This is a genomic window from Pseudomonas sp. F01002 (assembly GCF_004402115.1).
Lineage (GTDB): Bacteria > Pseudomonadota > Gammaproteobacteria > Pseudomonadales > Pseudomonadaceae > Aquipseudomonas > Aquipseudomonas frigoris.
Window position 1 is genome coordinate 28,176 of record NZ_SOPU01000014.1, and the last position, 24,127, is coordinate 52,302.

The 24,127-nt window shown below is 59.9% G+C and carries 24 protein-coding genes; 17 read left to right on the forward strand and 7 right to left on the reverse strand.

Annotated elements, in window-relative coordinates:
- Positions 1–163 precede the first annotated feature (163 nt).
- From E3W21_RS08375 to E3W21_RS08390, 4 genes are all read right to left on the reverse strand, one after another.
- The gene (locus E3W21_RS08375; protein WP_134419068.1) at positions 164–1,903 is read right to left on the reverse strand and encodes a dipeptidase; all 1,740 of its coding nucleotides are present in this window, start codon (positions 1,901–1,903) and stop codon (positions 164–166) included.
- Between the two features lie 197 nt (positions 1,904–2,100).
- Positions 2,101–2,736, reverse strand: a complete 636-nt coding sequence (locus E3W21_RS08380; RefSeq protein WP_129437498.1) for a LysE family translocator — start codon at positions 2,734–2,736, stop codon at positions 2,101–2,103.
- A 1-nt stretch (position 2,737) separates the two neighbouring features.
- The gene (locus E3W21_RS08385; protein ID WP_056742718.1) at positions 2,738–3,508 is read right to left on the reverse strand and encodes a 2OG-Fe(II) oxygenase; all 771 of its coding nucleotides are present in this window, start codon (positions 3,506–3,508) and stop codon (positions 2,738–2,740) included.
- 92 nt (positions 3,509–3,600) lie between these two features.
- Positions 3,601–4,227: an alanyl-tRNA editing protein gene (locus E3W21_RS08390; protein ID WP_129437496.1), complete on the reverse strand. Its 627-nt coding sequence runs from the start codon at positions 4,225–4,227 to the stop codon at positions 3,601–3,603.
- Positions 4,228–4,318: 91 nt separating this feature from the next.
- On the opposite strand from E3W21_RS08390, the gene E3W21_RS08395 reads away from it, so the two are divergent.
- Positions 4,319–5,317, forward strand: a complete 999-nt coding sequence (locus E3W21_RS08395) for a LysR family transcriptional regulator (RefSeq protein ID WP_129437494.1) — start codon at positions 4,319–4,321, stop codon at positions 5,315–5,317.
- Positions 5,318–5,484: 167 nt separating this feature from the next.
- On the opposite strand, the gene E3W21_RS08400 is transcribed toward E3W21_RS08395, so the two are convergent.
- Both E3W21_RS08400 and E3W21_RS08405 read right to left on the reverse strand, forming a co-directional pair.
- Positions 5,485–5,892: a PA2817 family protein gene (locus tag E3W21_RS08400; RefSeq protein WP_008152400.1), complete on the reverse strand. Its 408-nt coding sequence runs from the start codon at positions 5,890–5,892 to the stop codon at positions 5,485–5,487.
- Between the two features lie 86 nt (positions 5,893–5,978).
- Entirely contained in the window at positions 5,979–8,426 is a 2,448-nt protein-coding gene (locus tag E3W21_RS08405) for an acyl-CoA dehydrogenase (protein ID WP_134419069.1), read from the reverse strand.
- Between the two features lie 249 nt (positions 8,427–8,675).
- Between E3W21_RS08405 and E3W21_RS08410 the strand changes: the two genes are divergently transcribed.
- The 4 genes from E3W21_RS08410 to E3W21_RS08425 all read left to right on the forward strand — a co-directional run bounded on the left by E3W21_RS08410 (position 8,676) and on the right by E3W21_RS08425 (position 11,844).
- On the forward strand, positions 8,676–9,335 hold the full coding sequence (locus tag E3W21_RS08410; RefSeq protein WP_134419070.1) for a transglutaminase family protein: 660 nt from the start codon (positions 8,676–8,678) through the stop codon (positions 9,333–9,335).
- A gap of 43 nt (positions 9,336–9,378) precedes the next feature.
- Entirely contained in the window at positions 9,379–10,002 is a 624-nt protein-coding gene (locus E3W21_RS08415; protein WP_129437488.1) for a glutathione S-transferase family protein, read from the forward strand.
- A 133-nt stretch (positions 10,003–10,135) separates the two neighbouring features.
- Positions 10,136–11,068, forward strand: coding sequence for an ABC transporter ATP-binding protein (locus tag E3W21_RS08420; protein WP_129437486.1), 933 nt, complete (start codon positions 10,136–10,138; stop codon positions 11,066–11,068).
- A complete protein-coding gene (locus E3W21_RS08425; RefSeq protein WP_129437484.1) occupies positions 11,065–11,844 on the forward strand; it encodes an ABC transporter permease in 780 nt (259 codons plus the stop codon). Before E3W21_RS08420 ends, E3W21_RS08425 begins: the two co-directional genes overlap by 4 nt.
- 166 nt (positions 11,845–12,010) lie before the next feature.
- On the opposite strand, the gene E3W21_RS08430 is transcribed toward E3W21_RS08425, so the two are convergent.
- Positions 12,011–12,529 (reverse strand): DUF2062 domain-containing protein, encoded by a 519-nt coding sequence (locus E3W21_RS08430; protein WP_134419071.1) that lies wholly within the window; start codon positions 12,527–12,529, stop codon positions 12,011–12,013.
- Positions 12,530–12,664: 135 nt separating this feature from the next.
- Between E3W21_RS08430 and E3W21_RS08435 the strand changes: the two genes are divergently transcribed.
- The 12 genes from E3W21_RS08435 to E3W21_RS08490 all read left to right on the forward strand — a co-directional run bounded on the left by E3W21_RS08435 (position 12,665) and on the right by E3W21_RS08490 (position 24,112).
- Complete coding sequence (locus tag E3W21_RS08435) at positions 12,665–14,887, forward strand: DNA internalization-related competence protein ComEC/Rec2 (protein ID WP_134419072.1); 2,223 nt, start codon at positions 12,665–12,667, stop codon at positions 14,885–14,887.
- Between the two features lie 98 nt (positions 14,888–14,985).
- Complete coding sequence (locus E3W21_RS08440) at positions 14,986–15,621, forward strand: MotA/TolQ/ExbB proton channel family protein (protein WP_046049059.1); 636 nt, start codon at positions 14,986–14,988, stop codon at positions 15,619–15,621.
- The gene (locus tag E3W21_RS08445; RefSeq protein ID WP_046049060.1) at positions 15,618–16,049 is read left to right on the forward strand and encodes a biopolymer transporter ExbD; all 432 of its coding nucleotides are present in this window, start codon (positions 15,618–15,620) and stop codon (positions 16,047–16,049) included. Before E3W21_RS08440 ends, E3W21_RS08445 begins: the two co-directional genes overlap by 4 nt.
- Positions 16,049–17,059 carry a tetraacyldisaccharide 4'-kinase gene (gene lpxK, locus E3W21_RS08450; protein ID WP_134419073.1) on the forward strand — a complete coding sequence of 337 codons (1,011 nt, stop codon included), beginning with the start codon at positions 16,049–16,051 and terminating at the stop codon, positions 17,057–17,059. Before E3W21_RS08445 ends, lpxK begins: the two co-directional genes overlap by 1 nt.
- Before the next feature lie 23 nt (positions 17,060–17,082).
- Positions 17,083–17,268 (forward strand): Trm112 family protein, encoded by a 186-nt coding sequence (locus E3W21_RS08455; protein ID WP_007945752.1) that lies wholly within the window; start codon positions 17,083–17,085, stop codon positions 17,266–17,268.
- The gene (kdsB, locus tag E3W21_RS08460) at positions 17,265–18,029 is read left to right on the forward strand and encodes a 3-deoxy-manno-octulosonate cytidylyltransferase (protein WP_046049062.1); all 765 of its coding nucleotides are present in this window, start codon (positions 17,265–17,267) and stop codon (positions 18,027–18,029) included. Before E3W21_RS08455 ends, kdsB begins: the two co-directional genes overlap by 4 nt.
- Entirely contained in the window at positions 18,029–18,493 is a 465-nt protein-coding gene (locus tag E3W21_RS08465; protein WP_134419074.1) for a low molecular weight protein-tyrosine-phosphatase, read from the forward strand. Before kdsB ends, E3W21_RS08465 begins: the two co-directional genes overlap by 1 nt.
- Positions 18,490–19,509, forward strand: a complete 1,020-nt coding sequence (gene murB, locus E3W21_RS08470) for a UDP-N-acetylmuramate dehydrogenase (RefSeq protein WP_134419075.1) — start codon at positions 18,490–18,492, stop codon at positions 19,507–19,509. Before E3W21_RS08465 ends, murB begins: the two co-directional genes overlap by 4 nt.
- A 244-nt stretch (positions 19,510–19,753) precedes the next feature.
- Positions 19,754–20,224, forward strand: a complete 471-nt coding sequence (locus tag E3W21_RS08475; protein WP_134419076.1) for a (2Fe-2S)-binding protein — start codon at positions 19,754–19,756, stop codon at positions 20,222–20,224.
- On the forward strand, positions 20,221–22,542 hold the full coding sequence (locus E3W21_RS08480) for a xanthine dehydrogenase family protein molybdopterin-binding subunit (protein WP_134419077.1): 2,322 nt from the start codon (positions 20,221–20,223) through the stop codon (positions 22,540–22,542). Before E3W21_RS08475 ends, E3W21_RS08480 begins: the two co-directional genes overlap by 4 nt.
- Positions 22,542–23,525 carry an XdhC family protein gene (locus E3W21_RS08485; protein ID WP_134419078.1) on the forward strand — a complete coding sequence of 328 codons (984 nt, stop codon included), beginning with the start codon at positions 22,542–22,544 and terminating at the stop codon, positions 23,523–23,525. Before E3W21_RS08480 ends, E3W21_RS08485 begins: the two co-directional genes overlap by 1 nt.
- Positions 23,522–24,112: a nucleotidyltransferase family protein gene (locus E3W21_RS08490; protein ID WP_134419079.1), complete on the forward strand. Its 591-nt coding sequence runs from the start codon at positions 23,522–23,524 to the stop codon at positions 24,110–24,112. The genes E3W21_RS08485 and E3W21_RS08490 overlap by 4 nt, the downstream gene beginning before the upstream one ends.
- The last annotated feature ends 15 nt before the right edge of the window (positions 24,113–24,127 follow it).

Here is a 24,127-nt window from a genome sequence, read left to right on the forward strand (position 1 = left end):
GTGCATTTTTTATGGCGCAACAAAAAAGAACCTTAGTTTGGTCAGGTAGGCGACAACGCACTTTGTAGCAGCCGGACGCAGGCTTCGCCAGCTGCAATGTATTGTGTCGTTCTCTGGGGCCTTTTTTGTTTGGACCCGTCAGCATGGCGGGTCCGGCAAGCGATCAGAGTTTCGGCAACTGCCCGATGCGCCCCATCATCTCGGTCACGATCTGCAGATCCAACAGGAACTGGTCGACGGTCTTGAACTCGTTGTCAGTGTGGCCGGTGTACTTGACCTCGGACCTGGCCAGGCCGAATTGCACGCCATTGGGCAGTTCATGGACCGAGGTGGCGCCGGCGGAAGTACCGAACTTGTGCTCCATGCCAAGGTTTTCGCTGGCTACAGCCTGCAGGGCCTTGACCCATTCACCCTCAGGATTGCGGTACATCGGCTCGGCGATCGAGTAGTCGATGGCTACCGCGACGTGGGTCTTCTTGCTCCAGGCATCAAGCTTGTCGGCGATTTCGGTCTTGAGCGTTTCCGGCGACTTACCCTTTGGCACGCGCAGGTTTACCGCGAGCTTGAAGACTTTTTCATCCATTGCGACATAAGTCAGGGAAGCGGTCAGCGGTCCCATGAAGGCATCGGAAAAGCCGACCGCCAATTTGCCACCCAGGTAATCCAGCCCCCAGTTGTCGGCCGCATAGCGGGCGGCGTCGGTAATGTGGTTGTGCTTGAGCGCAACTTTTCCGTCAAGGCTGTTGATGAAGTCCAGCATCCTGGCTACCGGGTTGACGCCTGACTCGGGCTCGGAGGAGTGGGCCGAAACGCCGGTGACCGTCAGCTTGACGTCCTTGCCGACGACCTTGGCGGTTACTTCGAAATTGCCGCCGTTGCGCTTGGCATAATCGCTACCTGCCTTCTGCAGGCTGGCGGCCAATTCAGCAGGCTTGTCACTTAAAAGGGTGGCGACCGATGTCGACGGAATCTGGTTGGTGGCCATGCCGCCCGTCATCGAGATGATTTCAGCGCCCTTGCCCTCTGCTTTGCGCTTGGCGAAGTTCGCCATGACGGTGCCGTAGCCTTTCTCGGCAATCACCACCGGGTAGCTGCCATCCAGCGCCAGGTTGTAGTTGGGTGTCGGGTTGTTTTCGAAGTAATAGGGGATGGCGTCGCCGGTGGTTTCTTCGGTGGTGTCGACCAGCAGCTTGAGATTCCTGGCCAGCGGCAGCTTCTCTTCCTTGATGATCTTCATGGCGTAGAGCGCTACCACGATGCCGTTCTTGTCATCCTCGGTACCCCGGCCATACCTGCGGTCGCCGATCAGGGTGATTTTGAACGGATCGAGTCGGGTGCCGTCTTTCAGGACCCAGTTCTCCGGCGTCACGGGCACCACGTCGGCATGCGCGTGAATGCCCACGACTTCATCGCCACTGCCTTCCAGGGATATCTCATAGACGCGGTTGTCGATGTTGCGAAAATTCAGGTTGAAGGTCTGGGCAAGGCTCTTGATCTTGTCGGCGATCTTGATGAATTCGGGATTGTCGTGCTGGGCAACGCCATCCACACGGAAGGTCGGGATGGCCACCAACTCGCGCAGGGTCTCGGTGGCGGCGCTGCCGTACTTCACGCGTGCATAGAGGCCGAGCAGGCGATGGATCTCGTTCTGCTGTTCTGAAGAAAGGGTCTTGTTGTCGAGAAAGGCACTGATGGCCGGGCCGAGGTCGTCGGTTTTGCCAAGGTCGCTTTTGGCCAGGCCTCCCAGGAACTGCCTGAAATCCGTTACCGATTCGTCGCTGAAGGTCTTGAGGATGGCCGCGCTCTGTTGCGGGGTGATGTTAGCGTGCGCGGTCAGGGTGAACGACGAAAGGCTGGCCAGTATCAGGGTTGACGCGGCCAGGTGCTTGAGTGAGAAACTCATTGCTGAGGGCATTCCTTTGCAGGCAGTTTGTGAGAAGTTTCTGATCGATGAGACAGAAACGTTACCAAGCTAACACCACGAGAGAGCGATAGGGGAGTCCCCGCAGTGGGATCTGTCGCACAGAAATGCAAAAGCGGCGCAGAAACGAAAAAGGCCCGCCAGTCAGACTGAGCGGGCCTTTTGCATGGGCGCAGGTTTTACATCGACAGAATCAGGCGCCCGGCGAACAGGATCAGAATCACCCCCATGGTGCGTTCGAACCAGTGCCCCATGCGCATAAAAAGCAAGCGCACCCGGGCGCTGGAAAAGAACAGCGCGACGATCACAAACCACAGCGCATTCACAAAACACATCCAGATTCCGTAAAGCGCCTGGATCTTCAGTGGCGTTGTGGCGCTGATGATGGTGGTGAAGATCGCCAGGAAAAATAGTGTGGCTTTCGGGTTGGTCGCGTTGGTCAGGAATCCGGTGGTAAATGCCTTCAGCAATGTTTGTTCTACGGCCGGTTCGTCAGGTTTGTCGCCTTCCAGTACGGTCTTGGGCTTGCTGCGAAGCAGGCTGACGCCGAGGTACAAAATGTAAGCGCCACCCACAACCTTGGCCACCGTCAGCAGCCAAGGCGTCGTGTGCATCAGCGCGCCGACGCCGAGCAGGGTGTAAAGCACATGCACGGAAATACCCGCACCGATGCCCAGCGCCGTGCAAATCCCGACCAGTCGACCGAAGCGCACACTCTGACGGATGGTCACTGCGAAGTCCGGTCCAGGTGCAACCACGGCCAGAAAGTGGATAGTTGCCAGCGCCAGAAACTCGCCCAGGTAATTCGAAAGCATCTCAACTCCAGAAAGTAAGGGGTGATGCATTGCCGCGATAGCCGACAAAGAACGAAAGGCTCAAGCGCGGATCAGCCACACCCGGTGTCACCGAGTGCATGCAGCGCGAATTGAACATGATGAAATCACCGGGCTCGGGAAGAATCTCCAGGGTCGGAGTCCCGAGCAGAGCCGGATCGATTCCGTAACTGTCGCCACGCATTTCGTCGAACTGGTCCGGAGAGATGTCGTGGTCCCACATCTGCAGTGCACCGCCCTCGGCGGGCATGTTCAGGTAAACATTGCAGGCGAACTGCGCTTCCAGGCTTTTGGCCTGGTAACTGTCCGGGGCGTCCTTGGCGAAAATGTCGTGGTGGGCCAGAAAACAGATCCCGGGTTTCACCACCCGGGACAGCCCGACATACATCTTGCGACCGTAGAGATTTTCCAGGTGCGCACCCGCCGGCCAGGACTCGTCGAGCATGCAGCGCAGGGTGTCGACGGGGGACGAATAGGGCGCACACCGGTTGCGCAATTCCGCAATGTTGCGGGTGGCGCGTTCGAAATAATCTTCGATCAGCAGCGGCTGGTTTTCCGCTTCATAAAACGCCATGCCGATGCGACCGATGCTCGGCGCATTGATATAGCCTTCGAAGCCAGGGGCGAGGATCTTGTCGCCAATCTGAATCGCCAGTGGCTTGGGCAACAAGCCTTTGACGCGGATGGCGAGGACTTCTTCGTTGGCTAGTTTTTTTATGCACGTCTCATCGAGACGCTCGACGTCAAGCATCATGTCTTAGGTCCATCTATCAGATAGTCAACAGAACCCGCGACCGCAGGTTCCCCCGGCGTCAGGCAATGACAGGAACGGCATCGCCCAAATGCTCAATCCACGCTGTAGTGGACTGACAGCGTTCCCTTCTTCAGTGAAAGGGAAGCGATCGTGACCGTGCCCAAATCCTTCAGGCTACGTACATGGGTGCCGCCGCAGCCGTAGGCGGGCAGTTCACCGAAACCGATTTCCCGGGCACCTTCACGCATCGACGTCAGGCGCGGCAAATCATGGGCGATCCACTGCTCGATACCGTGCTGAATCATCTCGGCATCAACCTCTTTTGCCGACTCTGCCGGCTTGAATTGCACGCGTCCTTCGCCCGGCCAGTGATGAGCCTTGATCGGCATCCACCCTAGCGCCTGAACAAAGTGGCCGATCAGGTGGCCGGCGGAATGCATGCGTGAATTGAACTGGCGGCGTTGTTCGTCGACCCGAATCTGAGTCATGCCCGGTTTTACCGGATGGTCGACGAAATGAATGATCCGGTCCGGATCCTGAACCACGCGCAGCACCCGGCTTTCGCCGATCCAGCCGGTGTCAAAGGGCTGGCCACCGCCTTGGGGATGAAACAACGTGGCGCGCAGCACCACGGCAAATTCGTTCTCGTGGGGCGTGCAATCCAGGACTTCCACATTGGCCTTGAGGTCATCACTATGGAAAAAGAGGCGAAGCGTCATATTCCATGCCCTTATTAACAATTCTATTTTTTATTATATGAAGCGTGGAATTGCGTGATAATCCGTTCAAACATCAAAGGACTGTTGCGCTGTGAGCATAAATCTTCCACTACCGCTGCTCGGTGAAATGGCGATCTTCGTCAAGGTTGTCGAGACTGGCAGCTTCTCCGAGGCTGCTCGACAGTTGGGTTCTTCCCCCTCGGCGGTCAGTCGCAGCATTTCGCGCCTGGAGAAGGCGCTCGCCACCCGTTTACTGCAGCGAACCACGCGCAAGTTGCGCTTGAGCGACGGTGGGGAAGAGGTGTTCAAGCGTTGCCAGGAGATGGTCAGCGCAGCCAAGTCGGTAATGGAAATCAGCGGCCAATTCACCCATGAAGCGGAAGGACTGGTGCGCGTCAGTGTGCCGAAGGCGGTGGGGCGTTTCGTGATTCATCCGCATATGCCGGAATTTTTGCGTCGTTATCCCAAAGTGGATGTGGAACTGTTGCTTGAGGACCGCCAGGTGGATTTGATCGACGACAACGTTGATCTGGCGATTCGTATTACAGATCGGCCGCCTGCCGGACTGGTCGGGCGGCAATTGCTGACCATCGATCATTTGCTCTGTGCAACGCCGCAATACCTGGCCGAACACGGCACGCCGACCCATCCCCACGACTTGCTCAACCACAGCTGCATCTACCTGGGCGAAACCCCGAGCGATGCACGCTGGAAATTCAAGAAAGGCACCAAGGCTGTCACCGTTGGCGTGCGCGGACGGTATGCGGCCAATCACACCGGCGTGCGGTTGGGCGCAGTGTTGCAGCACATCGGGATTGGCAGCCTGCCGTACTTCACCGCACGTTATGCGCTGGAGCAGGGGCTGATCGTGCAGGTGTTGCCGGACTGGACCTTTCTGGCTTCTTACCACGGCGGCGCCTGGTTGCTGCATTCGCCGACCCGTTATTTGCCACCGAAGCTACGGGTGCTTATCGACTATCTGGTGGAGTGCCTGGAGAAGGAACCGACCCTGAGCAAGCCGGGTAAGCCTAATGCATTGGGCAGGGGCGCGGCAGAGTATGAGTTGCCCGAGAGTGATGGGTTGCTTTGACGGGCTTTTTCGCGAGCAAGCCCGCTCCCACACTTGATCGGCGGCGTACACAAACCAAATGTGGGAGCGGGCTTGCTCGCGAAGGCGTCCGCCCAAACACCCCATCACCCGGCAAAAAAAAGGCCCGCATGTTCAACCATGCGGGCCTTTGCATTTCTGACCGAGGATCAGTGCTTGCTGTCGTCTTTCGACATCGCCAGCAGCTGTTTTTCCTGGTTCCAGTCGAAAGGTTCGTCGTTTTGTTCAGCTTCGAAACGACGTTCTTCCAGCGCCTGGTACAAGTCGATTTCATCGTCGGGCATGTAATGCAGACAGTCACCGGCGAAGTACCACAGCAGGTCGCGTGGTACCAGGTGGGCGATTTGCGGGTAGCGGGTGATCACCTGGCACAGAATGTCCTGGCCCAGGTATTGGCTTTCGATCGGGTCGACCGGCAGCAACGCACGCAGTTCGTCGAAGCGCTCCAGGAACAAGGCATGGCTTTCTTCGGGAACCTGTTCGGCCTCACCTACGGCGACCAGGATGCTGCGCAGGTGGTCGAGCAAGACAAGATGATCGGCAACGACATTGGACACGAGATAAGTCCTCAAGAGCAAAACGGGCGCGGGAGTATAAAGCGCCTGCGCCTTTTTTGCATGGTAGAGAGACATGGCTGGCTGGATCAGCGGACCTTTCCTTGCGCCAGCGCCAGTTCCTCTTTGTCGAAATCATCGACATCAATCACCTTGCGCCGCGCCGCTTCGGCGTCACGCAGGGTCTGCGCTTCCACGGGCTGCAACACGCCAGCCTCAAGCGCTGCATCGATGACGTGTTCCCCGGCGACCGGTTTGACCTGACCGCTTTTGAGCGCGATATGAAGCTTTTTGCGCAGCGGTTGCGCGGCACTCAGCAGGTTACACGCATGTTGCAGGGCGCCGACCGGGTCATCAGTGGATTGCGGCCGGTAGCAACCGCCGAGCAACTCTTCCAGGGTCGGATCGCCCTTGGCGCGACCGATCACCGCCGCCACTTCGGCGCCGAGTTTGTCCGACGGCCCTTTATGACGACGACCGAACGGGAACACGATCACCCGCAACAGGCAACCCAACACCTTGTTCGGGAAGTTGGTCAGCAGTTCATCCAGCGCTCGTTCCGACTGCCCCAGGCTTTCTTCCATGGCCCAGGTAAACAGCGGTGCCATGTGCTCCGGTGAATCGAGGTCGTGGTAACGCTTGAGTGCCGCGGAGGCGAGGTACATGTTGCTGAGCACATCCCCCAGACGTGCCGACAGACGTTCGCGTCGTTTCAATTCGCCGCCCAGCAGCATCATGCTCAGGTCGGCGAGCATGGCGAACGCAGCAGCCTGGCGATTGAGGGCGCGGAAGTAACCCTGGCTGAGCTTGTCGCCTGGCGCGTGTTCGAAGTGACCGAAGCCAAGGTTCAGCACCAGCGTGCTGGCGGCGTTACTCACGGCGAAACCGATGTGCTTGAGCAGCAGGCCATCAAATTCGGTGAGGGCCTGGTCCTTGTCTTCACGACCGGCGAGGGCCATTTCCTTAAGCACGAATGGATGGCAGCGAATCGCACCCTGACCGAAGATCATCAGGTTGCGCGAGAGAATGTTCGCGCCTTCCACGGTGATGAAAATCGGCGCGCCGTTCCAGCTGCGACCGAGGTAGTTGTTCGGCCCCATGATGATTGCCTTGCCGCCATGAACATCCATGGCGTGGCTGATGCACTCGCGGCCGCGTTCAGTGAGGTGGTACTTGAGAATCGCCGACAGCACTGACGGTTTCTCGCCCAAATCCACTGCATTGGCCGTGAGCATCCGCGCCGCGTCCATCATCCAGGCGTTGCCGCCGATGCGCGCCATCGCTTCCTGAATCCCTTCGAAGGCCGACAGTGGAACATTGAATTGTTCACGGACCTGTGCGTACTGGCCGGTCACCAGACTGGTGAACTTGGCGGCACCGGTGCCGACCGCTGGCAACGAAATCGAACGCCCGACCGACAGGCAGTTCATCAACATCATCCAGCCTTTGCCGATCATTTCCTGGCCGCCGATGAGGAACTCCAACGGTACGAAGACATCTTTGCCGGAGTTCGGGCCGTTCATGAATGACGCGCCCAACGGCAAGTGGCGACGGCCGATTTCAACACCGGCGGTATCGGTCGGGATCAACGCCAGGCTGATCCCCAGGTCTTCCTCCTCACCCAGCAGGTGATCCGGGTCGTAGGCCTTGAACGCGAGGCCGAGCAGGGTGGCGACCGGTCCCAGCGTGATGTAACGCTTCTCCCAGTTCAGACGCAGGCCCAAGGTTTCCTTGCCTTCCCATTCACCTTTGCAGATCACCCCGGTGTCGGGCATGGAGCCGGCATCGGAGCCGGCCAGGGGGCCGGTCAGTGCGAAGCACGGGATGTCATCGCCGTGCGCCAGTCGTGGCAGGTAGTGGTTGCGTTGCTCGTCGGTGCCGTAATGCAGCAGCAGTTCGGCCGGGCCGAGGGAATTGGGGACCATCACGGTAGAAGCAAGGTCGCCGCTGCGGGTCGCCAGTTTCATCGCCACCTGGGAGTGGGCGTAGGCGGAGAAACCTTTGCCGCCAAACTCCTTGGGAATGATCAGGGCGAAGAAGCCGTTTTCCTTGATGTAGGCCCAGGCTTCGGGAGGCAGGTCCATGGTTTGACCGATCTGCCAGTCGCTGACCATGGCGCAGAGTTCTTCGGTCGGGCCGTCGATAAAGGCCTGTTCCTCTTCGCTCAGCTGTGCTTTTGGATAGGACAGCAGTTTTTTCCAGTCCGGGCGACCGCTGAACAGTTCGCCGTCCCACCACACCGTGCCGGCATCGATTGCATCGCGCTCGGTTTGCGACATCGGCGGCAGGGTTTTCTGGAACCAGCTGAACAGCGGCGCGCTGAAAAATTTGCGGCGCAGGTCGGGCAGTAACAAGGGCGCTGCGACAACCGCGATCAACACCCACAGAACCAGCAGCAACCAGCCTGGAGCGCGGCTGAAAGCACCCATCGCCACCACGTAAACGGCAACGACGCACAGGGCGGGCAGCGGGGCGATACGACGGTGGGCTAAATAAGCAATCCCGACAACCAGAACCAGTATCCACAACAGCAGCATATTTAATCCTCCGTGAAACCAGGGCAAAACCAACTTTCAGAGCTTAGACGGCATCCGTAAAACAGGGTGGTCAGAGCGATGTGATTGAATTCGTGGGAAACCATGGATGAGTTTTGTAGGCGCGGTGGGCAACCGGCCTCGGAAATCGTTCGTTGGGCGGACGGCAAAGCGTCCATGTTTGGCCGAAACGTCGTTATCTCTGTGCTGAACGTGTCGCTAGACTCGTGGCTTCCCCAGGAGATTGTTCTCATGCACGAGTATCTGAGTCCCGGCCGCTTCATCGATAGTGACCAACCGTCGGTGGTGGAGTTCGCCGAAAAACATCGCGGCAGCCGTCGCGATCCTCTAGAGCAGGCGATCAATCTCTATTACGCCGTGCGCGAAGCCGTGCGTTACAACCCTTACACCTTCAGTCGCGACCCGGATACCTTGCGCGGCAGCTATGCGCTGGCAGCGGGGGAGAGTTATTGCGTGCCCAAAGCCACGCTGCTGGCGGGGTGCGCCCGACATTGCGCGATCCCTGCGCGAATCGGCCTGGCGGACGTGCGCAATCATTTGTCGACGCCGCGGTTGCTCGAGTTGCTCAAGAGCGATGTGTTCGCCATGCACGGCTATACGGAGCTGTATCTGAACGGCCGCTGGGTCAAAGCCACGCCAGCGTTCAACCAAGGCTTGTGCGAACTGTTCAATGTCGCACCACTGGAATTCGACGGAATCAACGACAGCGTTTTCCATCCGTTCAATCGCGACGGCGAGCAATTGATGGAATACCTGATCGACCACGGCCAGTTCACCGACGTGCCTGAAGCGTTCTTTTTCGAGCACCTGGAGAAGTGCTATCCGCATCTGTTCAGCGACACATTGCCCGTGCTGCTGGGTGACATGCAGAGCGATTTGAGTCGCGCCTGATCCGGCGTATGCTGCCTGCGCATTCATCCATAAAGAGGCGGTCATGCTGAAGATCTGGGGTCGGAAAAACTCGTCGAATGTCAGAAAACCTTTGTGGGCCGCCGAGGAGCTGGGCCTGGCTTATGAAGCCATCGATGCGGGCGGCGCCTTTGGTGTAGTCGATACGCCGCAGTACCGCGCGATGAACCCCAATGGTCGCGTGCCGGTGATTGAAGACGAGGGTTTCGTGCTGTGGGAATCCAACGCCATCGTGCGTTACTTGATGGCTCGCCACGCCAACGGCACCGCCTGGTATCCAGAAGATCTGCAGGCGAGGGCTTCTGCCGACAAGTGGATGGACTGGACCACTTCAAGTTTTGCCGGGCCGTTCCGCACGGTGTTCTGGGGCGTATTGCGCACCCCGGAAGACAAGCAGGACTGGCCGGCCATCAACGCGGCGATCAAGGAGTGCGATGGCCTGCTGTCCATGGCTGATCAGGCGCTGGCGACCCAACCGTACCTGTCCGGCGATGAGATCGGCATGGGCGACATTCCTCTGGGCAGCTTCATTTATGCCTGGTTCGAGATGCCGATCGAGCGCGCACCGCAGCCTCATCTGCAAGCCTGGTATGCACGCCTGAAACAGCGTCCGGCGTATCAGAAAGCGGTTATGACCGCGTTGACTTAATACTCACTATCGACACACTTGACTGTACTTGTGTGGCGGCGACAAGCACCATTGCGCTCGTGCGCCGCGGTTGTATTAGTCGCCGCCCGCCCTTATTTGTCCCTTTCTTCCCTTCTTGGTGCGTAAATCCGATATGAGTTCCGCTCTGTCCATCCGGCAGCTAACCAAAACCTACGGCAACGGTTTCCAGGCCTTGAGTGGTATCGATCTGGACGTCGCCGAAGGTGACTTTTTCGCCTTGCTCGGCCCTAACGGCGCCGGCAAATCCACCACCATCGGCATCCTCTCGACCCTGGTGAACAAGACCAGCGGGACGGTGAATATCTTCGGTCACGACCTGGACAAGAATCCTGCGCAGCTCAAGCGCTCCATCGGCGTAGTGCCTCAGGAATTCAACTTCAACCAGTTCGAAAAAACCTTCGATATCGTCGTGACCCAGGCCGGTTATTACGGCATCCCACCGAAAATCGCCAAGGAACGCGCCGAGCAGTACCTGACCCAGCTCGGTCTGTGGGACAAGCGCGATACGCCGTCGCGTTCACTGTCTGGCGGCATGAAGCGTCGACTGATGATCGCCCGTGCGCTGGTTCACGAACCGCGCCTGCTGATCCTCGACGAACCGACGGCGGGTGTGGACATCGAACTGCGTCGCTCGATGTGGACGTTCCTCACCGAGCTGAACAAGAAAGGCATCACCATCATCCTCACCACCCACTACCTGGAAGAGGCTGAGCAGTTGTGCCGCAACATCGGCATCATCGACCACGGCACCATCGTCGAGAACACCAGCATGAAACAGTTGCTCGGCCAACTGCATGTGGAAACGTTCCTGCTCGACCTCAAAAACACTTTGCAAACTGCGCCGCCGTTGCTCGGTTACCCGACCAAGCTGCTCGACAGCCACACCATCGAAGTTCAGGTCGACAAGGCCATGGGCATCACCGCGCTGTTCACCCAATTGGCGCAGCAGAACATCGAAGTGTTGAGCCTGCGTAACAAAACCAATCGCCTCGAGGAGTTGTTCGTGTCCCTGGTGGAGAAAAATCTGTCGAAGGTGGCGGTATGAGTTCCGAGCTGCAACCCAACCTCGTTGCCCTCAACACCATCGTTTACCGAGAGGTCAAACGCTTTACCCGGATCTGGCCGCAGACGCTGCTGCCGCCGGCCATCACCATGGTTCTGTACTTCGTGATCTTCGGCAATCTGATCGGCCGGCAGATCGGTGACATGGGTGGTTTCACCTATATGGAGTACATCGTGCCGGGGCTGATCATGATGTCGGTGATCACCAACTCCTACGGCAATGTGGTCTCGAGTTTCTTCGGCAGCAAGTTCCAGCGTTCCATCGAAGAATTGATGGTGTCGCCCGTGTCGCCGCATACGATTCTGATCGGCTACACCCTGGGCGGCGTGCTGCGTGGCTTGATGGTCGGGGTCATCGTGACCCTGCTGTCGCTGTTCTTTACCCAATTGCAGGTGCATCACCTGGGCGTGACCATTCTGGTGGTGGTACTGACGGCGACGATCTTCTCGCTGCTGGGCTTCATCAACGCCGTGTTTGCGCGCAACTTCGATGACATCTCGATCATCCCGACGTTTGTGCTGACACCGCTGACCTACCTGGGCGGGGTGTTCTACTCGATCTCCTTGCTGCCGCCGTTCTGGCAGACCGTGTCCCTGGCCAACCCGGTGCTGCACATGGTCAACGCGTTCCGTTACGGCATTCTTGGCGTTTCGGACATCAGGATCAGCGTGGCGATCACCTTCATGCTGGTGGCAACTGTTGTGTTGTACATCGGTTGCGCACGGCTGCTGGTCAGCGGTCGCGGGATGCGTACCTAAGGAAGACCGAGTCGCCTGCTTCGTCGGAACGCCGCCGGAGCAAGCCCGCTCCCACACTGGATCTATGTCGTAACGAAGATCCCCTGTGGGAGCGGGCTTGCTCGCGAAGGCGTTAGTCCAAACACCGCAAAAACAAACGGCCTCCCAAGTGGAGGCCGTTTTGCGTTCACTGCATCCGTCTTTTCTGGCGTCGCCGCCACTGCCGCCCGACCCACCAACGCCAGTACATCATGGTCAGGCAATAGGCGAGTGCGCCGAGCACCAGTCCCGTCACCACCGAGCCGAGTAAAAACGGCTGCCAAAGAGTCGAGAGTTCGCCGCTGATCCATTCCCAGGTCAATTCGTCCGGCAAATGGCGGGTGGGAACGTCCATCAGCCAGGCACCGGTCTGGTAAGTGCAGAAGAACACCGCCGGCATGGTGATCGGGTTGGTCAGCCAGACCAGGCTGACCGCAATCGGCATGTTGCCGCGCACCATGATGGCGAGAATGGCGGCGACCAGCATCTGCAACGGAATCGGCAGGAACGCCGCGAACAGACCAACCGCCATGGCTCGTGCGACGGAATGGCGGTTGAGGTGCCAGAGGTTCGGGTCATGCAGCAGGGTGCCGAGAAAGCGTAAGGATTTGTGTTCCCTGATGCTGGTCGGGTCTGGCATGTAACGTTTGAATAAGCGCCGGGGCATAAGGCTTCTCGGTCGGTTAAGGCGGCAAGTATGTCTGGATTCTATGAGCCGCCCATTCAGACTTTGTGACAATTAATAACGATGCCCGTGCGATTAGCCGGCTATGCCTAGGAGGGGACTCTCAAGGACGGGCGTATGCGCACAGGGATGATGGCGCTGGCGTTGGGTCTGTTGATCCTGCGTTTTTTACCGGTATTACCGCCGGTCTGGTTATGGATGTTGCTGCCGGTAATCGGTTTGATGTTGCTGCCGTTTCGCAGCTATCCACTGGCATTTTTCCTGTTCGGCTTCAGTTGGGCAGGCGCGAATGCACAGTGGGCGCTGGATGATCGGCTGCCGATGAGCCTTGATGGCGAAACCCGTTGGGTCGAAGGTCGGGTGACGGGATTGCCCCAGAACAATGAGGCCGTCGTGCGTTTCGAGTTGGCGGACGCCCGGTCGCGACACGGCAAGGTGCCGCAACGGATACGCCTGGCCTGGTATGACGGGCCGCCGGTCAACAGCGGCGAACATTGGCGACTGGCGGTCAAGTTGAAGCGTCCTGCGGGGCTGCTTAATCCCCATGCCTTCGATTACGACGCCTGGCTGTTGGCGCAACGTATCGGCGCTACCGGGACGGTCAAGGATGGCCAGCGACTCAAGGAAGCCCAATGGGTCTGGCGCGACGGCATCCGGCAGCGCTTGCAGGCCGTGGATGCCCAGGGGCGAACGGGTGCGCTGACGGCGTTGGTGCTGGGGGACGGCGCCGGACTGAGTCGCGAAGACTGGCAGGTGCTGCAAGACACCGGCACCGTCCATCTGTTGGTGATTTCCGGACAACACATCGGGTTGTTGGCAGGGCTGGTGTATCTGTTGATCGCCGGGCTGGCCCGTTATGGCCTGTGGCCGAAACGCTTGCCTTGGCTGCCGTGGGCCTGTGGACTCGCGTTCGCGGCCGCTCTCGGTTATGGGCTGCTGGCCGGTTTCGAGGTGCCGGTGCGGCGGGCCTGCATGATGATCGGTCTGGTGCTGTTGTGGCGCCTGCGATTTCGCCACCTCGGCGCCTGGTGGCCGCTGTTGCTGGCGCTCGACGGTGTTTTGCTGTTGGATCCGCTGGCGAGTCTGCAACCGGGTTTTTGGCTGTCGTTCGCGGCGGTGGCGGTGTTGATCTTCACCTTCGGTGGTCGGCTGGGCCCATGGCGTTGGTGGCAAACGTGGACCCGCGCCCAATGGCTGATCGCGATTGGTCTGTGCCCGTTGCTGCTGGTGCTCGGGTTGCCGATCAGTCTCAGCGGGCCGGTGGCCAATTTGCTCGCGGTGCCGTGGATCAGTCTGGTGGTGCTGCCTCCGGCACTGCTGGGTACGTTGCTTTTACCCCTTCCTTACGTGGGCGAAGGGTTGCTGTGGTTGGCAGGAGGTTTGATCGACCTCTTGTTCAAGGGCCTGACGCTGATGGCCGGGTGCTTGCCCGCGTGGGTGCCGGTGGCCATCCCGTTGTGGATATGGGCACTCGGCACACTCGGTGCCTTTCTACTATTGATACCTCGAGGTGTGCCGTTTCGCTCGTTGGGTTGGCCGATGCTGCTGTTGCTGGTTTTTCCACCCAGGCAGGTCTTGCCTGAAGGCATCGCCGAAGTCTGGCAGCTGGATGTCGGCCAGGGTTTGGCAATCCTGGTGCGCACCCGTCATCACGCACTGTTATATGACACCGGGCCACGTTTCGGCGATTTCGACCTGGGTGAGCGGGTGGTGCTGCCGACATTACGCAAACTAGGCGTGAATGGACTCGATTTGATGCTGATCAGCCATGCCGACGCCGATCATGCGGGCGGCGCCCGGGCCGTTGCCAATGGCCTGCCGGTGAAACGGGTGGTCAGTGGCGATCCCCTGGCGCTGCCGGCCGAGTTGCAGGCAGAAGGCTGCGAGAGTGGCAAGCAATGGATCTGGGATGATGTGAGGTTCCAGCTCTGGCAATGGTCTTCGGCCAGCGACAGCAATCAAAAATCCTGCGTCCTGCAGATAGAAGCCAACGGTGAGCGTCTGTTATTGACCGGTGATATAGATGCCGCAGCCGAGCGGGCGCTGCTCGACAGTCCACTGGCCGTCACCACCGATTGGTTGCAGGCGCCGCACCACGGCAGTCGCAGTTCGTCATCGATGGCGTTGCTTGCCGCGTTGCAGCCCCAAGCCGTGTTGATCTCCCGCGGTCAGGGCAATTCATTCGGTCATCCCCATCCCACGATCATGGCGCGCTATCGAAAGCGCGGCATATCGATCCATGACAGCGCCGAGCAGGGTGCCATCCGTCTGCAACTGGGACGCTTCAAGCCGCCATGGACGATGCGTCAAGAACGGCGTTTCTGGCGCTCTGCGCAATGACTCCGAGTGATTAACGCTCGACCGGATGCGACATCGCGGTTTTCGGTGCGCCGACCCCCTATGTTAGAGTGGCGCACTTTTTCGAGGGGACTATCACTGTGTGGGAATTGGTCAAATCCGGCGGATGGATGATGATACCGATCATTCTGAGTTCCATCGCAGCCATGGCGATCGTCGCCGAACGTCTCTGGACCCTGCGAGCCAGCCGTGTGACCCCGGAGCATTTGCTCGGGCAGGTCTGGGTCTGGATCAAGGACAAACAACTCAATAAAGATAAACTCAAGGAACTGCGCGCCAACTCGCCGTTGGGCGAAATCCTGGCTGCCGGTCTGGCCAACTCCAGGCATGGTCGCGAGATCATGAAGGAGTGCATTGAAGAAGCCGCCGCGCGAGTGATTCACGAGCTCGAACGCTACATCAACGCGTTAGGCACCATCGCCGCCATGGCCCCGTTGCTGGGGCTGTTGGGGACGGTATTGGGCATGATCGATATCTTCAGCGCCTTCATGGGCTCGGGCATGACCACCAATGCCGCCGTGTTGGCTGGTGGTATCTCCAAGGCGCTGATAACCACGGCCGCAGGCTTGATGGTCGGTATCCCGTCGGTATTCTTCCACCGTTTCCTGCAACGCCGGATCGATGAACTGGTGGTGGGCATGGAGCAGGAAGCGATCAAACTGGTCGAAGTGGTACAGGGCGATCGTGATGTTGACCTGAATGGGGGCAAAGCGTGAAATTCCGCCGCAAGCAACGGGAGAATGTGGATATCAACCTCGCGTCGCTGATCGACGTAGTGTTCATCCTGCTGCTGTTTTTCGTTGTCACCACCACGTTTACCCGTGAAACCCAATTGCGCGTCGATCTGCCGGAAGCGGTCAGCGGTTCGCCTGCCGAAGACCAGCAGGTCAAGCATCTGGACGTTGCCATCAGCGCCGAGGGCGTATTCTCGGTTAACAACCAATTGTTGTCGAAAAACGATCTGGCCACCCTGATGGACGCGCTGCAGAAAGAATCCAGTGGCGACACCAACCTGCCGCTGTCCATCAGCGCTGATGGCAAGACTCAGCATCAGTCGGTCATTACCGCTATGGACGCCGCCGGTAAACTCGGTTTCAGTCACCTGCGCATGACCACTGTCGAGGCGGCGCCGCCCGCGCCCTGATGGCCATGTCTGATCGCTTGCTCGCCGCGTGGTACCAAGGTCATCCGGCCCTGAAGCTGTTGCAGCCGCTGGAGTGGCTGTATCGGCGCGTGGTCAATAACAAGCGCAAGCGTTTTCTGGCGGGTGAGGGCGAGATCTATCAACCGCCGGTGCCGCTGATCGTGGTCGGTAACATCACCGTCGGCGGCACCGGCAAGACGCCGCTGATTCTCTGGATGATCCAGCACTGCCAGCGCAGCGGTTTACGGGTCGGCGTGGTCAGCCGGGGTTACGGCGCCAAACCGCCGCAACTGCCTTGGCGGGTTGAGGCGGATCAAAGCGCCGATATCGCAGGCGACGAACCGCTGTTGATCGTCCAGCGCACCGGCGTCCCGTTGATGATCGACCCCGACCGCAGCCGCGCCGTCAAAGCGCTGCTGGAGAGTGAGCCACTGGACCTGATCCTGTCCGACGACGGCATGCAGCATTACCGTCTGGCCCGTGACCTTGAGCTGGTGCTGATCGACGCCGCCCGCGGCCTGGGCAACCAGCGTTGCCTGCCCGCCGGGCCGTTGCGTGAGCCGGCCGAGCGCCTGCAAAGCGTCGACGCGGTGCTCTACAACGGTGCCGATGCCGATCGCGACGGCGGTTTTGCCTTCCAGCTTCAACCCACCGAATTGATCAATCTGCAAAGTGGCGAACGGCGTCCCCTCGACCACTTTCCCGCTGGCCAGTCGGTGCACGCCGTGGCCGGGATCGGTAATCCGCGGCGTTTCTTCACAACCCTCGAAACGCTACACTGGCGGCCAGTCCCGCATGCGTTTGCCGACCACGCCGAATACAGCGTGCAGGCCTTGAACTTCACACCGTCATTGCCGTTGGTGATGACCGAAAAGGACGCGGTGAAGTGCCGTGCCTTCGCCGCCGCCGATTGGTGGTACCTGGCGGTCGATGCTGCGCCATCGCCGGCCTTCGTGGCCTGGTTCGATACGCAGCTGATGCGCCTGTTGCCGGCTCGTCTTTTGCCTTAAATCCATTTATCCAGGGAATGCTCATGGACACCAAATTGCTCGATATCCTCGCTTGCCCGGTCTGCAAAGGCCCGCTCAAGCTCAGCGCCGACAAAACCGAGCTGATCAGCAAGGGCGCAGGCCTGGCTTACCCGATTCGCGACGGCATCCCGGTGATGCTCGAAACCGAAGCCCGCACCCTGACCACCGACGAGCGTCTGGATAAATGACCACAGCCTTTACCGTTGTCATTCCATCGCGTTACGCCTCCACCCGCTTGCCGGGCAAACCGCTGCTGCTGATCGCCGGCAAGCCGATGATCCAGCACGTCTGGGAACAGGCGAGCAAAAGCAGCGCCCAGCGCGTGGTGGTGGCCACTGACGATGCACGCATCGTCGAGGCCTGCAACGGGTTTGGCGCTGAAGTGGTGCTGACCCGCGAAGATCACAATTCCGGCACCGACCGTTTGGCCGAAGTCGCCGCGAAGCTGGGCCTGGCGCCCGACGCCATTGTGGTCAACGTTCAGGGTGACGAACCGCTGATCCCGCCGAGCGTGATCGATCAGGTGGCTGCCAACCTGGCCGCCCACACCGAAGCGCGCATGGCCACGCTGGCTGAGCCGATCGAAGACGTGGAAACCCTGTTCAACCCCAACGTGGTCAAGGTCGTCAGCGACCTTAATGGCCTGGCGCTGACCTTCAGTCGTGCCACGTTGCCGTGGGCCCGGGACGCGTTTGCCAAAAGCCGCGAGCAATTGCCGGAAGGCGTGCCGTATCGTCGGCATATAGGCATCTATGCCTACCGCGCCGGTTTCCTGCATGACTTCGTCAGCTGGGGCCCGTGCTGGCTGGAAAACACCGAATCCCTGGAACAGCTGCGTGCCCTGTGGCACGGCGTGCGGATTCACGTCGCGGACGCGCTGATCGCACCGCCGACTGGCGTCGATACCGTCGAAGACCTTGAGCGCGTTCGTCGCCTGCTGGAGGCCTGATGCGGGTTTTGTTTGTCTGCCTGGGCAACATCTGCCGTTCACCCACGGCCGAAGGCGTGCTACGACACAAACTGCGCGAAGCGGGGCTGGCCGATCAAATCGAAGTTGCCTCCGCCGGTACCGGTGACTGGCACGTCGGCAAGGCCCCGGACAAGCGCAGTCAGGCGGCGGCCAAGCTGCGCGGTTATGACCTGTCCGCTCAGCGCGCCCAGCAAGTGTCTCGCGCCGATTTCGCCACCTACGATCTGATTCTGGCAATGGACCACAGCAACCTGCGCAATCTCAAGGCCTTGCAACCGGCCAGGGGCAAGGCCGAGCTGGACCTGTTCCTGCGTCGCTACCAGTCGGAAATCGATGAAGTGCCGGATCCGTATTACGACGGCGACCAAGGCTTTGAGCAGGTGCTGGACCTGATCGAGCGCGCCAGTGATTTGCTGGTGATCGAATTGAAGGGACGGTTATGAGTTTGCAGGTGCACGCCCAGGTTTCGCTCAAACCGTTCAACAGCTTTGGCGTCGATGTTCAGGCCAGGCTGTTTGCCGAAGCCCACAGCGATGCCGACGTGCGTGAAGCCCTGGCTTATGCGGTGGAACATGACGTGCCGCTGCTGGTGATTGGCGGTGGCAGCAATTTGCTGCTGACGGCCGATATCCAGTCGCTGGTGCTGCGCATGGCCACGCGCGGGATTCGCATCCTGAGCGATGATGGCAGCAAGGTTGTGATCGAAGCCGAGGCCGGCGAGCCTTGGCATCCGTTCGTGCAGCACACCCTGGCGCAGGGTTTGTCGGGGCTGGAGAACCTCAGCCTGATCCCCGGCACCGTCGGCGCGGCACCGATGCAAAACATCGGCGCCTATGGTGTAGAGATCAAAGACGTGTTCGCCGGCCTGACGGCGCTGGATCGCCAGACCGGCAACCTGCGGGACTTCACCCTGGAAGAATGCAACTTCGCCTACCGCGACAGCCTGTTCAAACAGGAACCGGGGCGTTGGTTGATCCTGCGGGTACGTTTCATCCTGGACCGCGCCGCGCACCTGCATCTGGAGTACGGCCCGGTGCGTCAGCGCCTGACCGAGCAAGGCATCGATCGCCCGACCGCCACCGATGTCAGCCAGGCGATTTGCAGTATCCGCAACGAAAAGCTTCCAGACCCGGCAGTGCTGGGCAATGCCGGCAGCTTCTTCAAGAATCCTTTGGTGCCAGCGGCGCTCGTCGCGCAACTCAAAGGTGAATTCCCGGATCTGGTGGCCTACGCGCAACCCGACGGGCAGATGAAACTGGCGGCGGGCTGGCTGATCGAGCGGGCCGGCTGGAAAGGTTTCCGTGATGCCGACGCTGGCGTGCATAAATTGCAGGCGTTGGTGCTGGTCAACTATGGCAACGCGACCGGTCTGCAATTGCTGAACCTGGCGCAACGTATCCAGAAAGACATTTCAGAACGTTTTCATGTCGACCTGGAAATGGAGCCCAATCGGTATTGAGGCTACGCTTTCAATACTGATTTCAAAGCCCTGCACACGTTTAACTGTGGAGGGCTTTTTTGTTAATGCTGGGTTAACTTAGCCACCTAACGATGCAAACGTTTGCTCCACCAAAGGCCCGATGCAGACGCGACCGTCCGCATAAGAGAGCCTCGTTAGCCTGAGCCGATCTGCGTGATGCCAACCGCCAACCCCAGGCGGCAGATTGCTCGACCCCATAACCAATAACTATGCGGGCGTGCCCATGATTACCCTGAAGCTCAGTGGTCAAGACCATCAACTCGATGTCACCGAGGACATGCCGCTGCTCTGGGCAATCCGCGACGTGGCCGGTTACAACGGCACCAAATTCGGCTGCGGCATGGGCCTGTGCGGCGCCTGCACCATCCATATCGAAGGCGCCCCGGCGCGCAGTTGCATCACGCCGATCGGTTCGGTGGTCGGCCAGAACGTCACCACCATCGACAACCTGCACGCCGACCCGGTCGGACAAGTCGTCCAGCAAGCCTGGCTCGACACCGCCGTGGCCCAGTGCGGTTTCTGTCAGGGCGGGCAGATCATGTCCGCCACGGCGCTGCTCAAGACCAACCCGAACCCCAGCGACGAACAGATCGAAGAGGCGATGGTCGGCAACATTTGCCGCTGCGGCACTTACAACCGCATCAAGACCGCCATCCGCCAGGCATCCACTCACCTGAAGGAGGCCAAGGCATGAGCCAGTTACCGAATGATTTCGCGCTGAGCAACCTCAGTCGCCGCGGTTTCCTCAAAGGCGTTGGCGCCACCAGTGCGCTGGTACTGGTGGCGAGCTGGGGCTGGCAAGACGCGTTTGCTGCCGAGAAAGAAAAGAAATTCGGTGCCGATGGCATGCCCAACGGCTGGATCGATGATCCGAAGGTGTACGTCAGCATCGCCGCTGACGGCACGGTGACTGTGGTCTGCAACCGTTCGGAAATGGGCCAGGGTGTGCGCACCAGCCTGACGATGGTGGTGGCCGATGAACTGGAAGCCGACTGGGCGATGATGAAGGTGCAACAGGCGCCGGGCGATGAAGTGCGCTTCGGCAACCAGGACACCGATGGCTCGCGCAGCATGCGCCACTGGTACGAGCCGATGCGTCGCTGCGGTGCTGCCGCGCGGACCATGCTTGAACAAGCGGCTGCCGATCAGTGGAAAGTGCCGGTCAGCGAATGCCGCGCGCAACTGCATAAAGTCATTCACCAACCGACCGGTCGTGAGTTGGGTTACGGCGCCTTGGCCGCCGCTGCCGGTGCGTTGGCAGTGCCGGCGCGTGACAGCCTGCGACTCAAGCAGCCGTCGGAATTCCGCTACATCGGCAAGGAAGGCACCAAGGCCATCGACGGTGCCGACATCGTCAATGGCCGCGCCATTTACGGTGCAGACGTCCATTTCGACGGCATGCTCTACGCCACCATTGCACGTCCTGCGGTGTACGGCGGCAAGGTCAAGTCCGTCGACTCCAGCGCCGCGATGAAAGTCCTGGGCGTGATCAAGGTTGTGCAGATCGAAGGCCATCCGCTACCGTCGGAGTTTCAGCCGTTGGGCGGCGTGGCCGTGGTGGCCAGCAATACCTGGGCCGCGATCAAGGGCCGCGAGGCGCTGAAAATCGAGTGGGATGATGGTCCTAACGCCAGTTATGACTCGATCGCCTACCGCAAGGAACTGGAAGCCGCGTCCCTCAAACCGGGCAAAGTGGTGCGCAATACCGGCAACATCGATGAAGCGATGGGCAGCGCCGACAGCACGCTCGAAGCATCCTATTACCTGCCGCACCTCACGCAAGCGCCCATGGAACCGATGGTCGCCATCGCCCGCTTCAAGGACGGCGTCTGCGAAGCCTGGGCCCCAAGCCAGGCACCACAAGTCACCCGCGAACGAATTGGCGAACGCCTCGGCATTCCGTTCGATAACGTCACCTTCAATGTCACCTTGCTCGGTGGCGGTTTCGGTCGTAAATCCAAACCGGACTTCATCATCGAAGCGGCCATCCTTGCCAAGGAGTTCCCTGGCAAGGCGGTGCGAGTGCAATGGACCCGTGAAGACGACATCCACTGCTCCTATTTCCACACGGTGTCGGCCGAGTACTTGAAAGCCAGCCTGAACAAAGACGGCCTGCCGTCCGGCTGGTTGCACCGCACCGTGGCGCCGAGCATCACCGCGTTGTTTGCGCCGGGCATGAACCACGAGGCGGCCTTCGAGCTGGGCATGGGCTTTACCAACATGGCTTACGCGATTCCCAACGTGCGCCTGGAAAACCCGGAAGCGACGGTCCATACCCGCGTCGGCTGGTATCGCTCGGTGTCGAACATTCCTCACGGTTTTGCGATTCAGAGCTTTGTCGATGAACTGGCGCACAAGGCCGGCCAGGATCCGCTCAAGTACCAGATCAAATTGCTCGGCCCGGACCGGCAGATCGATCCGCGCACCTTGAGTGAAGAGTGGAACTATGGGGAATCCCCGGAGCGTTATCCGATCGACACCGCGCGTCTGCGTATGGTGCTGGAAACCGCTGCGAAAGCTGCCGGCTGGGGTCGTGAGTTGCCCAAGGGCCGAGGCCTGGGGCTGGCGGTGCATTACAGCTTCGTGACTTATGTGGCGACGGTGATTGAGGTTGAAGTCAAAGACGACGGCACGCTGATCGTGCACAAGGCCGACATCGCCGTGGATTGCGGTCCGCAGATCAACCCCGAGCGCATTCGTGCGCAGTTCGAAGGTGCCTGTGTCATGGGCCTGGGCAACGCGGTGCTGGGGGAAATCAGCTTCAAGGACGGCAAGGTCCAGCAGGACAACTTCCACATGTACGAAGTGGCGCGCATGTCCCTGGCGCCTAAGGAAGTTGAGGTTCATCTGGTCACACCGCCAGGCAATGTGCCACTGGGCGGTGTCGGTGAACCAGGCGTGCCTCCGATTGCGCCAGCGCTGTGCAACGCAATTTTTGCCGCCACCGGCAAGCGCATCCGCAACCTGCCGGTTCGCTATCAGCTGCAAGGTTGGCAGAAGGCGCAAGCCTGATGGACAGCGTCGATCTGAACGTCCTGCGCAGCGTACTGGAATGGCGCCGCGCCGGTCAGCGGGTGGTGTTGTACAGCGTCGTCCAGACCTGGGGCACCGCGCCTCGGGCACCTGGCGCCATGCTTGCCTTGCGTGAAGATGGCGTGGTGATTGGCTCTGTGTCCGGTGGTTGTGTCGAAGACGATTTGATTGCCCGGCTACACGACGGTCGTATTCCAGCCGATGGGCCGCCGGTGCAATTGATCACTTACGGCGTCACCCGTGAGGAGGCGGCACGCTTCGGTTTGCCGTGCGGCGGCACCTTGCGCCTGACTGAGGAGCGGGTCGGTGACCCGGCTTGGGTCGCCGAGTTGCTGGCGCGCTGCGAGGCGCATGAAATCGTGGCTCGCTCGCTCAGTGTCGAGACGGGTGAAGTCATTCTGCAACCGGCTGACAAGACTGATGTGCTGACGTTCGATGGCAAGACGTTGCGGGCCATTTACGGTCCGCGTTGGCGGCTGTTGCTGATCGGTGCGGGGCAGTTGTCCCGGTATGTCGCCGAGATGGCTCGTTTGCTGGATTTCGAAGTGCTGATCTGCGATCCGCGCACCGAGTTCGTTTACGGTTGGGAAGAGCAGCACGGGCGATTTGTTTCGGGCATGCCTGATGAAGCGGTGCTCAGCATCCAGACTGACGAGCGTACGGCCATCGTCGCGCTGACCCACGATCCTCGACTCGATGACATGGCGCTGCTGACGGCGCTGGATTCCAGGGCGTTTTATGTCGGTGCGTTGGGTTCACGGGTCAACAGCCAGAAACGCCGGGACAATCTGGCTCAGCTAGGCTTGTCACAAGAGGCTATCTCTCGGCTGCACGGCCCGATCGGTTTGCACATTGGCAGCCACACACCGGCGGAAATCGCCTTGTCGCTGCTGGCCGAAATCGTGGCGATCAAGAATGGCGTCGAACTGAAGCAGAAGAAGCCGTTGCAGGAGGTCGTATGAGCGAACCCATCGGCGTCATCGTTTTGGCAGCGGGGCAGGGCAGTCGGTTTCGACAGGAGGCCGGTGCCGAGAGGGACAAGCTGGTGGCGGATTGCACGGGGCGCGAGGGTGCTGTTCATTCGATGATCGAGCAAGTGCTGGTGAATGTGCCGGCCTCCCTTGAGAAGCGCGTCCTGGTGACCACTGTGGATCGACCACAAGTGATCCGCATGGCCAAGGCTTATGGTTGCGAGATTGTGCTGATCGAATCGACCGGCATGGGTGACAGCATCGCGGCCGGTGTGGCGGCGTGTCCTCAGCTCAGTGGCTGGCTGATTGTGCTGGGGGATATGCCGTTCATCCTTCCAACGAGTATTGAGCGTGTGGTGGCGGAGATTGCTGATGACGCCGTCAGTGTTCCGGTGCATCAAGGTGAGTTTGGGCATCCGGTGGGATTTGGGCGCAGCTTCGGTGCTGCGTTGATGGCGTTGTCCGGTGATCGAGGTGCCAAGGCGTTGTTTGCGCAGGCGAGGGTGGTCGAGGTGATGGTGGACGATCCCGGGGTGTTGTGGGATGTGGATGTGCCAGAGAAGTTGATCTACCAGTAGCCTCGATACAGATCC

Bases quoted from the DNA above. Each gene is read 5' to 3' on its own strand.
- E3W21_RS08375 (WP_134419068.1), bottom strand. From the start codon at position 1,903: ATGAGTTTCTCACTCAAGCACCTGGCCGCGTCAACCCTGATACTGGCC.
- E3W21_RS08380 (WP_129437498.1), bottom strand. From the start codon at position 2,736: ATGCTTTCGAATTACCTGGGCGAGTTTCTGGCGCTGGCAACTATCCAC.
- E3W21_RS08385 (WP_056742718.1), bottom strand. From the start codon at position 3,508: ATGATGCTTGACGTCGAGCGTCTCGATGAGACGTGCATAAAAAAACTA.
- E3W21_RS08390 (WP_129437496.1), bottom strand. From the start codon at position 4,227: ATGACGCTTCGCCTCTTTTTCCATAGTGATGACCTCAAGGCCAATGTG.
- E3W21_RS08405 (WP_134419069.1), bottom strand. From the start codon at position 8,426: ATGCTGCTGTTGTGGATACTGGTTCTGGTTGTCGGGATTGCTTATTTA.
- E3W21_RS08410 (WP_134419070.1), top strand. From the start codon at position 8,676: ATGCACGAGTATCTGAGTCCCGGCCGCTTCATCGATAGTGACCAACCG.
- E3W21_RS08415 (WP_129437488.1), top strand. From the start codon at position 9,379: ATGCTGAAGATCTGGGGTCGGAAAAACTCGTCGAATGTCAGAAAACCT.
- E3W21_RS08420 (WP_129437486.1), top strand. From the start codon at position 10,136: ATGAGTTCCGCTCTGTCCATCCGGCAGCTAACCAAAACCTACGGCAAC.
- E3W21_RS08425 (WP_129437484.1), top strand. From the start codon at position 11,065: ATGAGTTCCGAGCTGCAACCCAACCTCGTTGCCCTCAACACCATCGTT.
- E3W21_RS08430 (WP_134419071.1), bottom strand. From the start codon at position 12,529: ATGCCCCGGCGCTTATTCAAACGTTACATGCCAGACCCGACCAGCATC.
- E3W21_RS08435 (WP_134419072.1), top strand. From the start codon at position 12,665: ATGCGCACAGGGATGATGGCGCTGGCGTTGGGTCTGTTGATCCTGCGT.
- lpxK (WP_134419073.1), top strand. From the start codon at position 16,049: ATGGCCATGTCTGATCGCTTGCTCGCCGCGTGGTACCAAGGTCATCCG.
- E3W21_RS08455 (WP_007945752.1), top strand. From the start codon at position 17,083: ATGGACACCAAATTGCTCGATATCCTCGCTTGCCCGGTCTGCAAAGGC.
- kdsB (WP_046049062.1), top strand. From the start codon at position 17,265: ATGACCACAGCCTTTACCGTTGTCATTCCATCGCGTTACGCCTCCACC.
- E3W21_RS08465 (WP_134419074.1), top strand. From the start codon at position 18,029: ATGCGGGTTTTGTTTGTCTGCCTGGGCAACATCTGCCGTTCACCCACG.
- murB (WP_134419075.1), top strand. From the start codon at position 18,490: ATGAGTTTGCAGGTGCACGCCCAGGTTTCGCTCAAACCGTTCAACAGC.
- E3W21_RS08475 (WP_134419076.1), top strand. From the start codon at position 19,754: ATGATTACCCTGAAGCTCAGTGGTCAAGACCATCAACTCGATGTCACC.
- E3W21_RS08480 (WP_134419077.1), top strand. From the start codon at position 20,221: ATGAGCCAGTTACCGAATGATTTCGCGCTGAGCAACCTCAGTCGCCGC.
- E3W21_RS08485 (WP_134419078.1), top strand. From the start codon at position 22,542: ATGGACAGCGTCGATCTGAACGTCCTGCGCAGCGTACTGGAATGGCGC.
- E3W21_RS08490 (WP_134419079.1), top strand. From the start codon at position 23,522: ATGAGCGAACCCATCGGCGTCATCGTTTTGGCAGCGGGGCAGGGCAGT.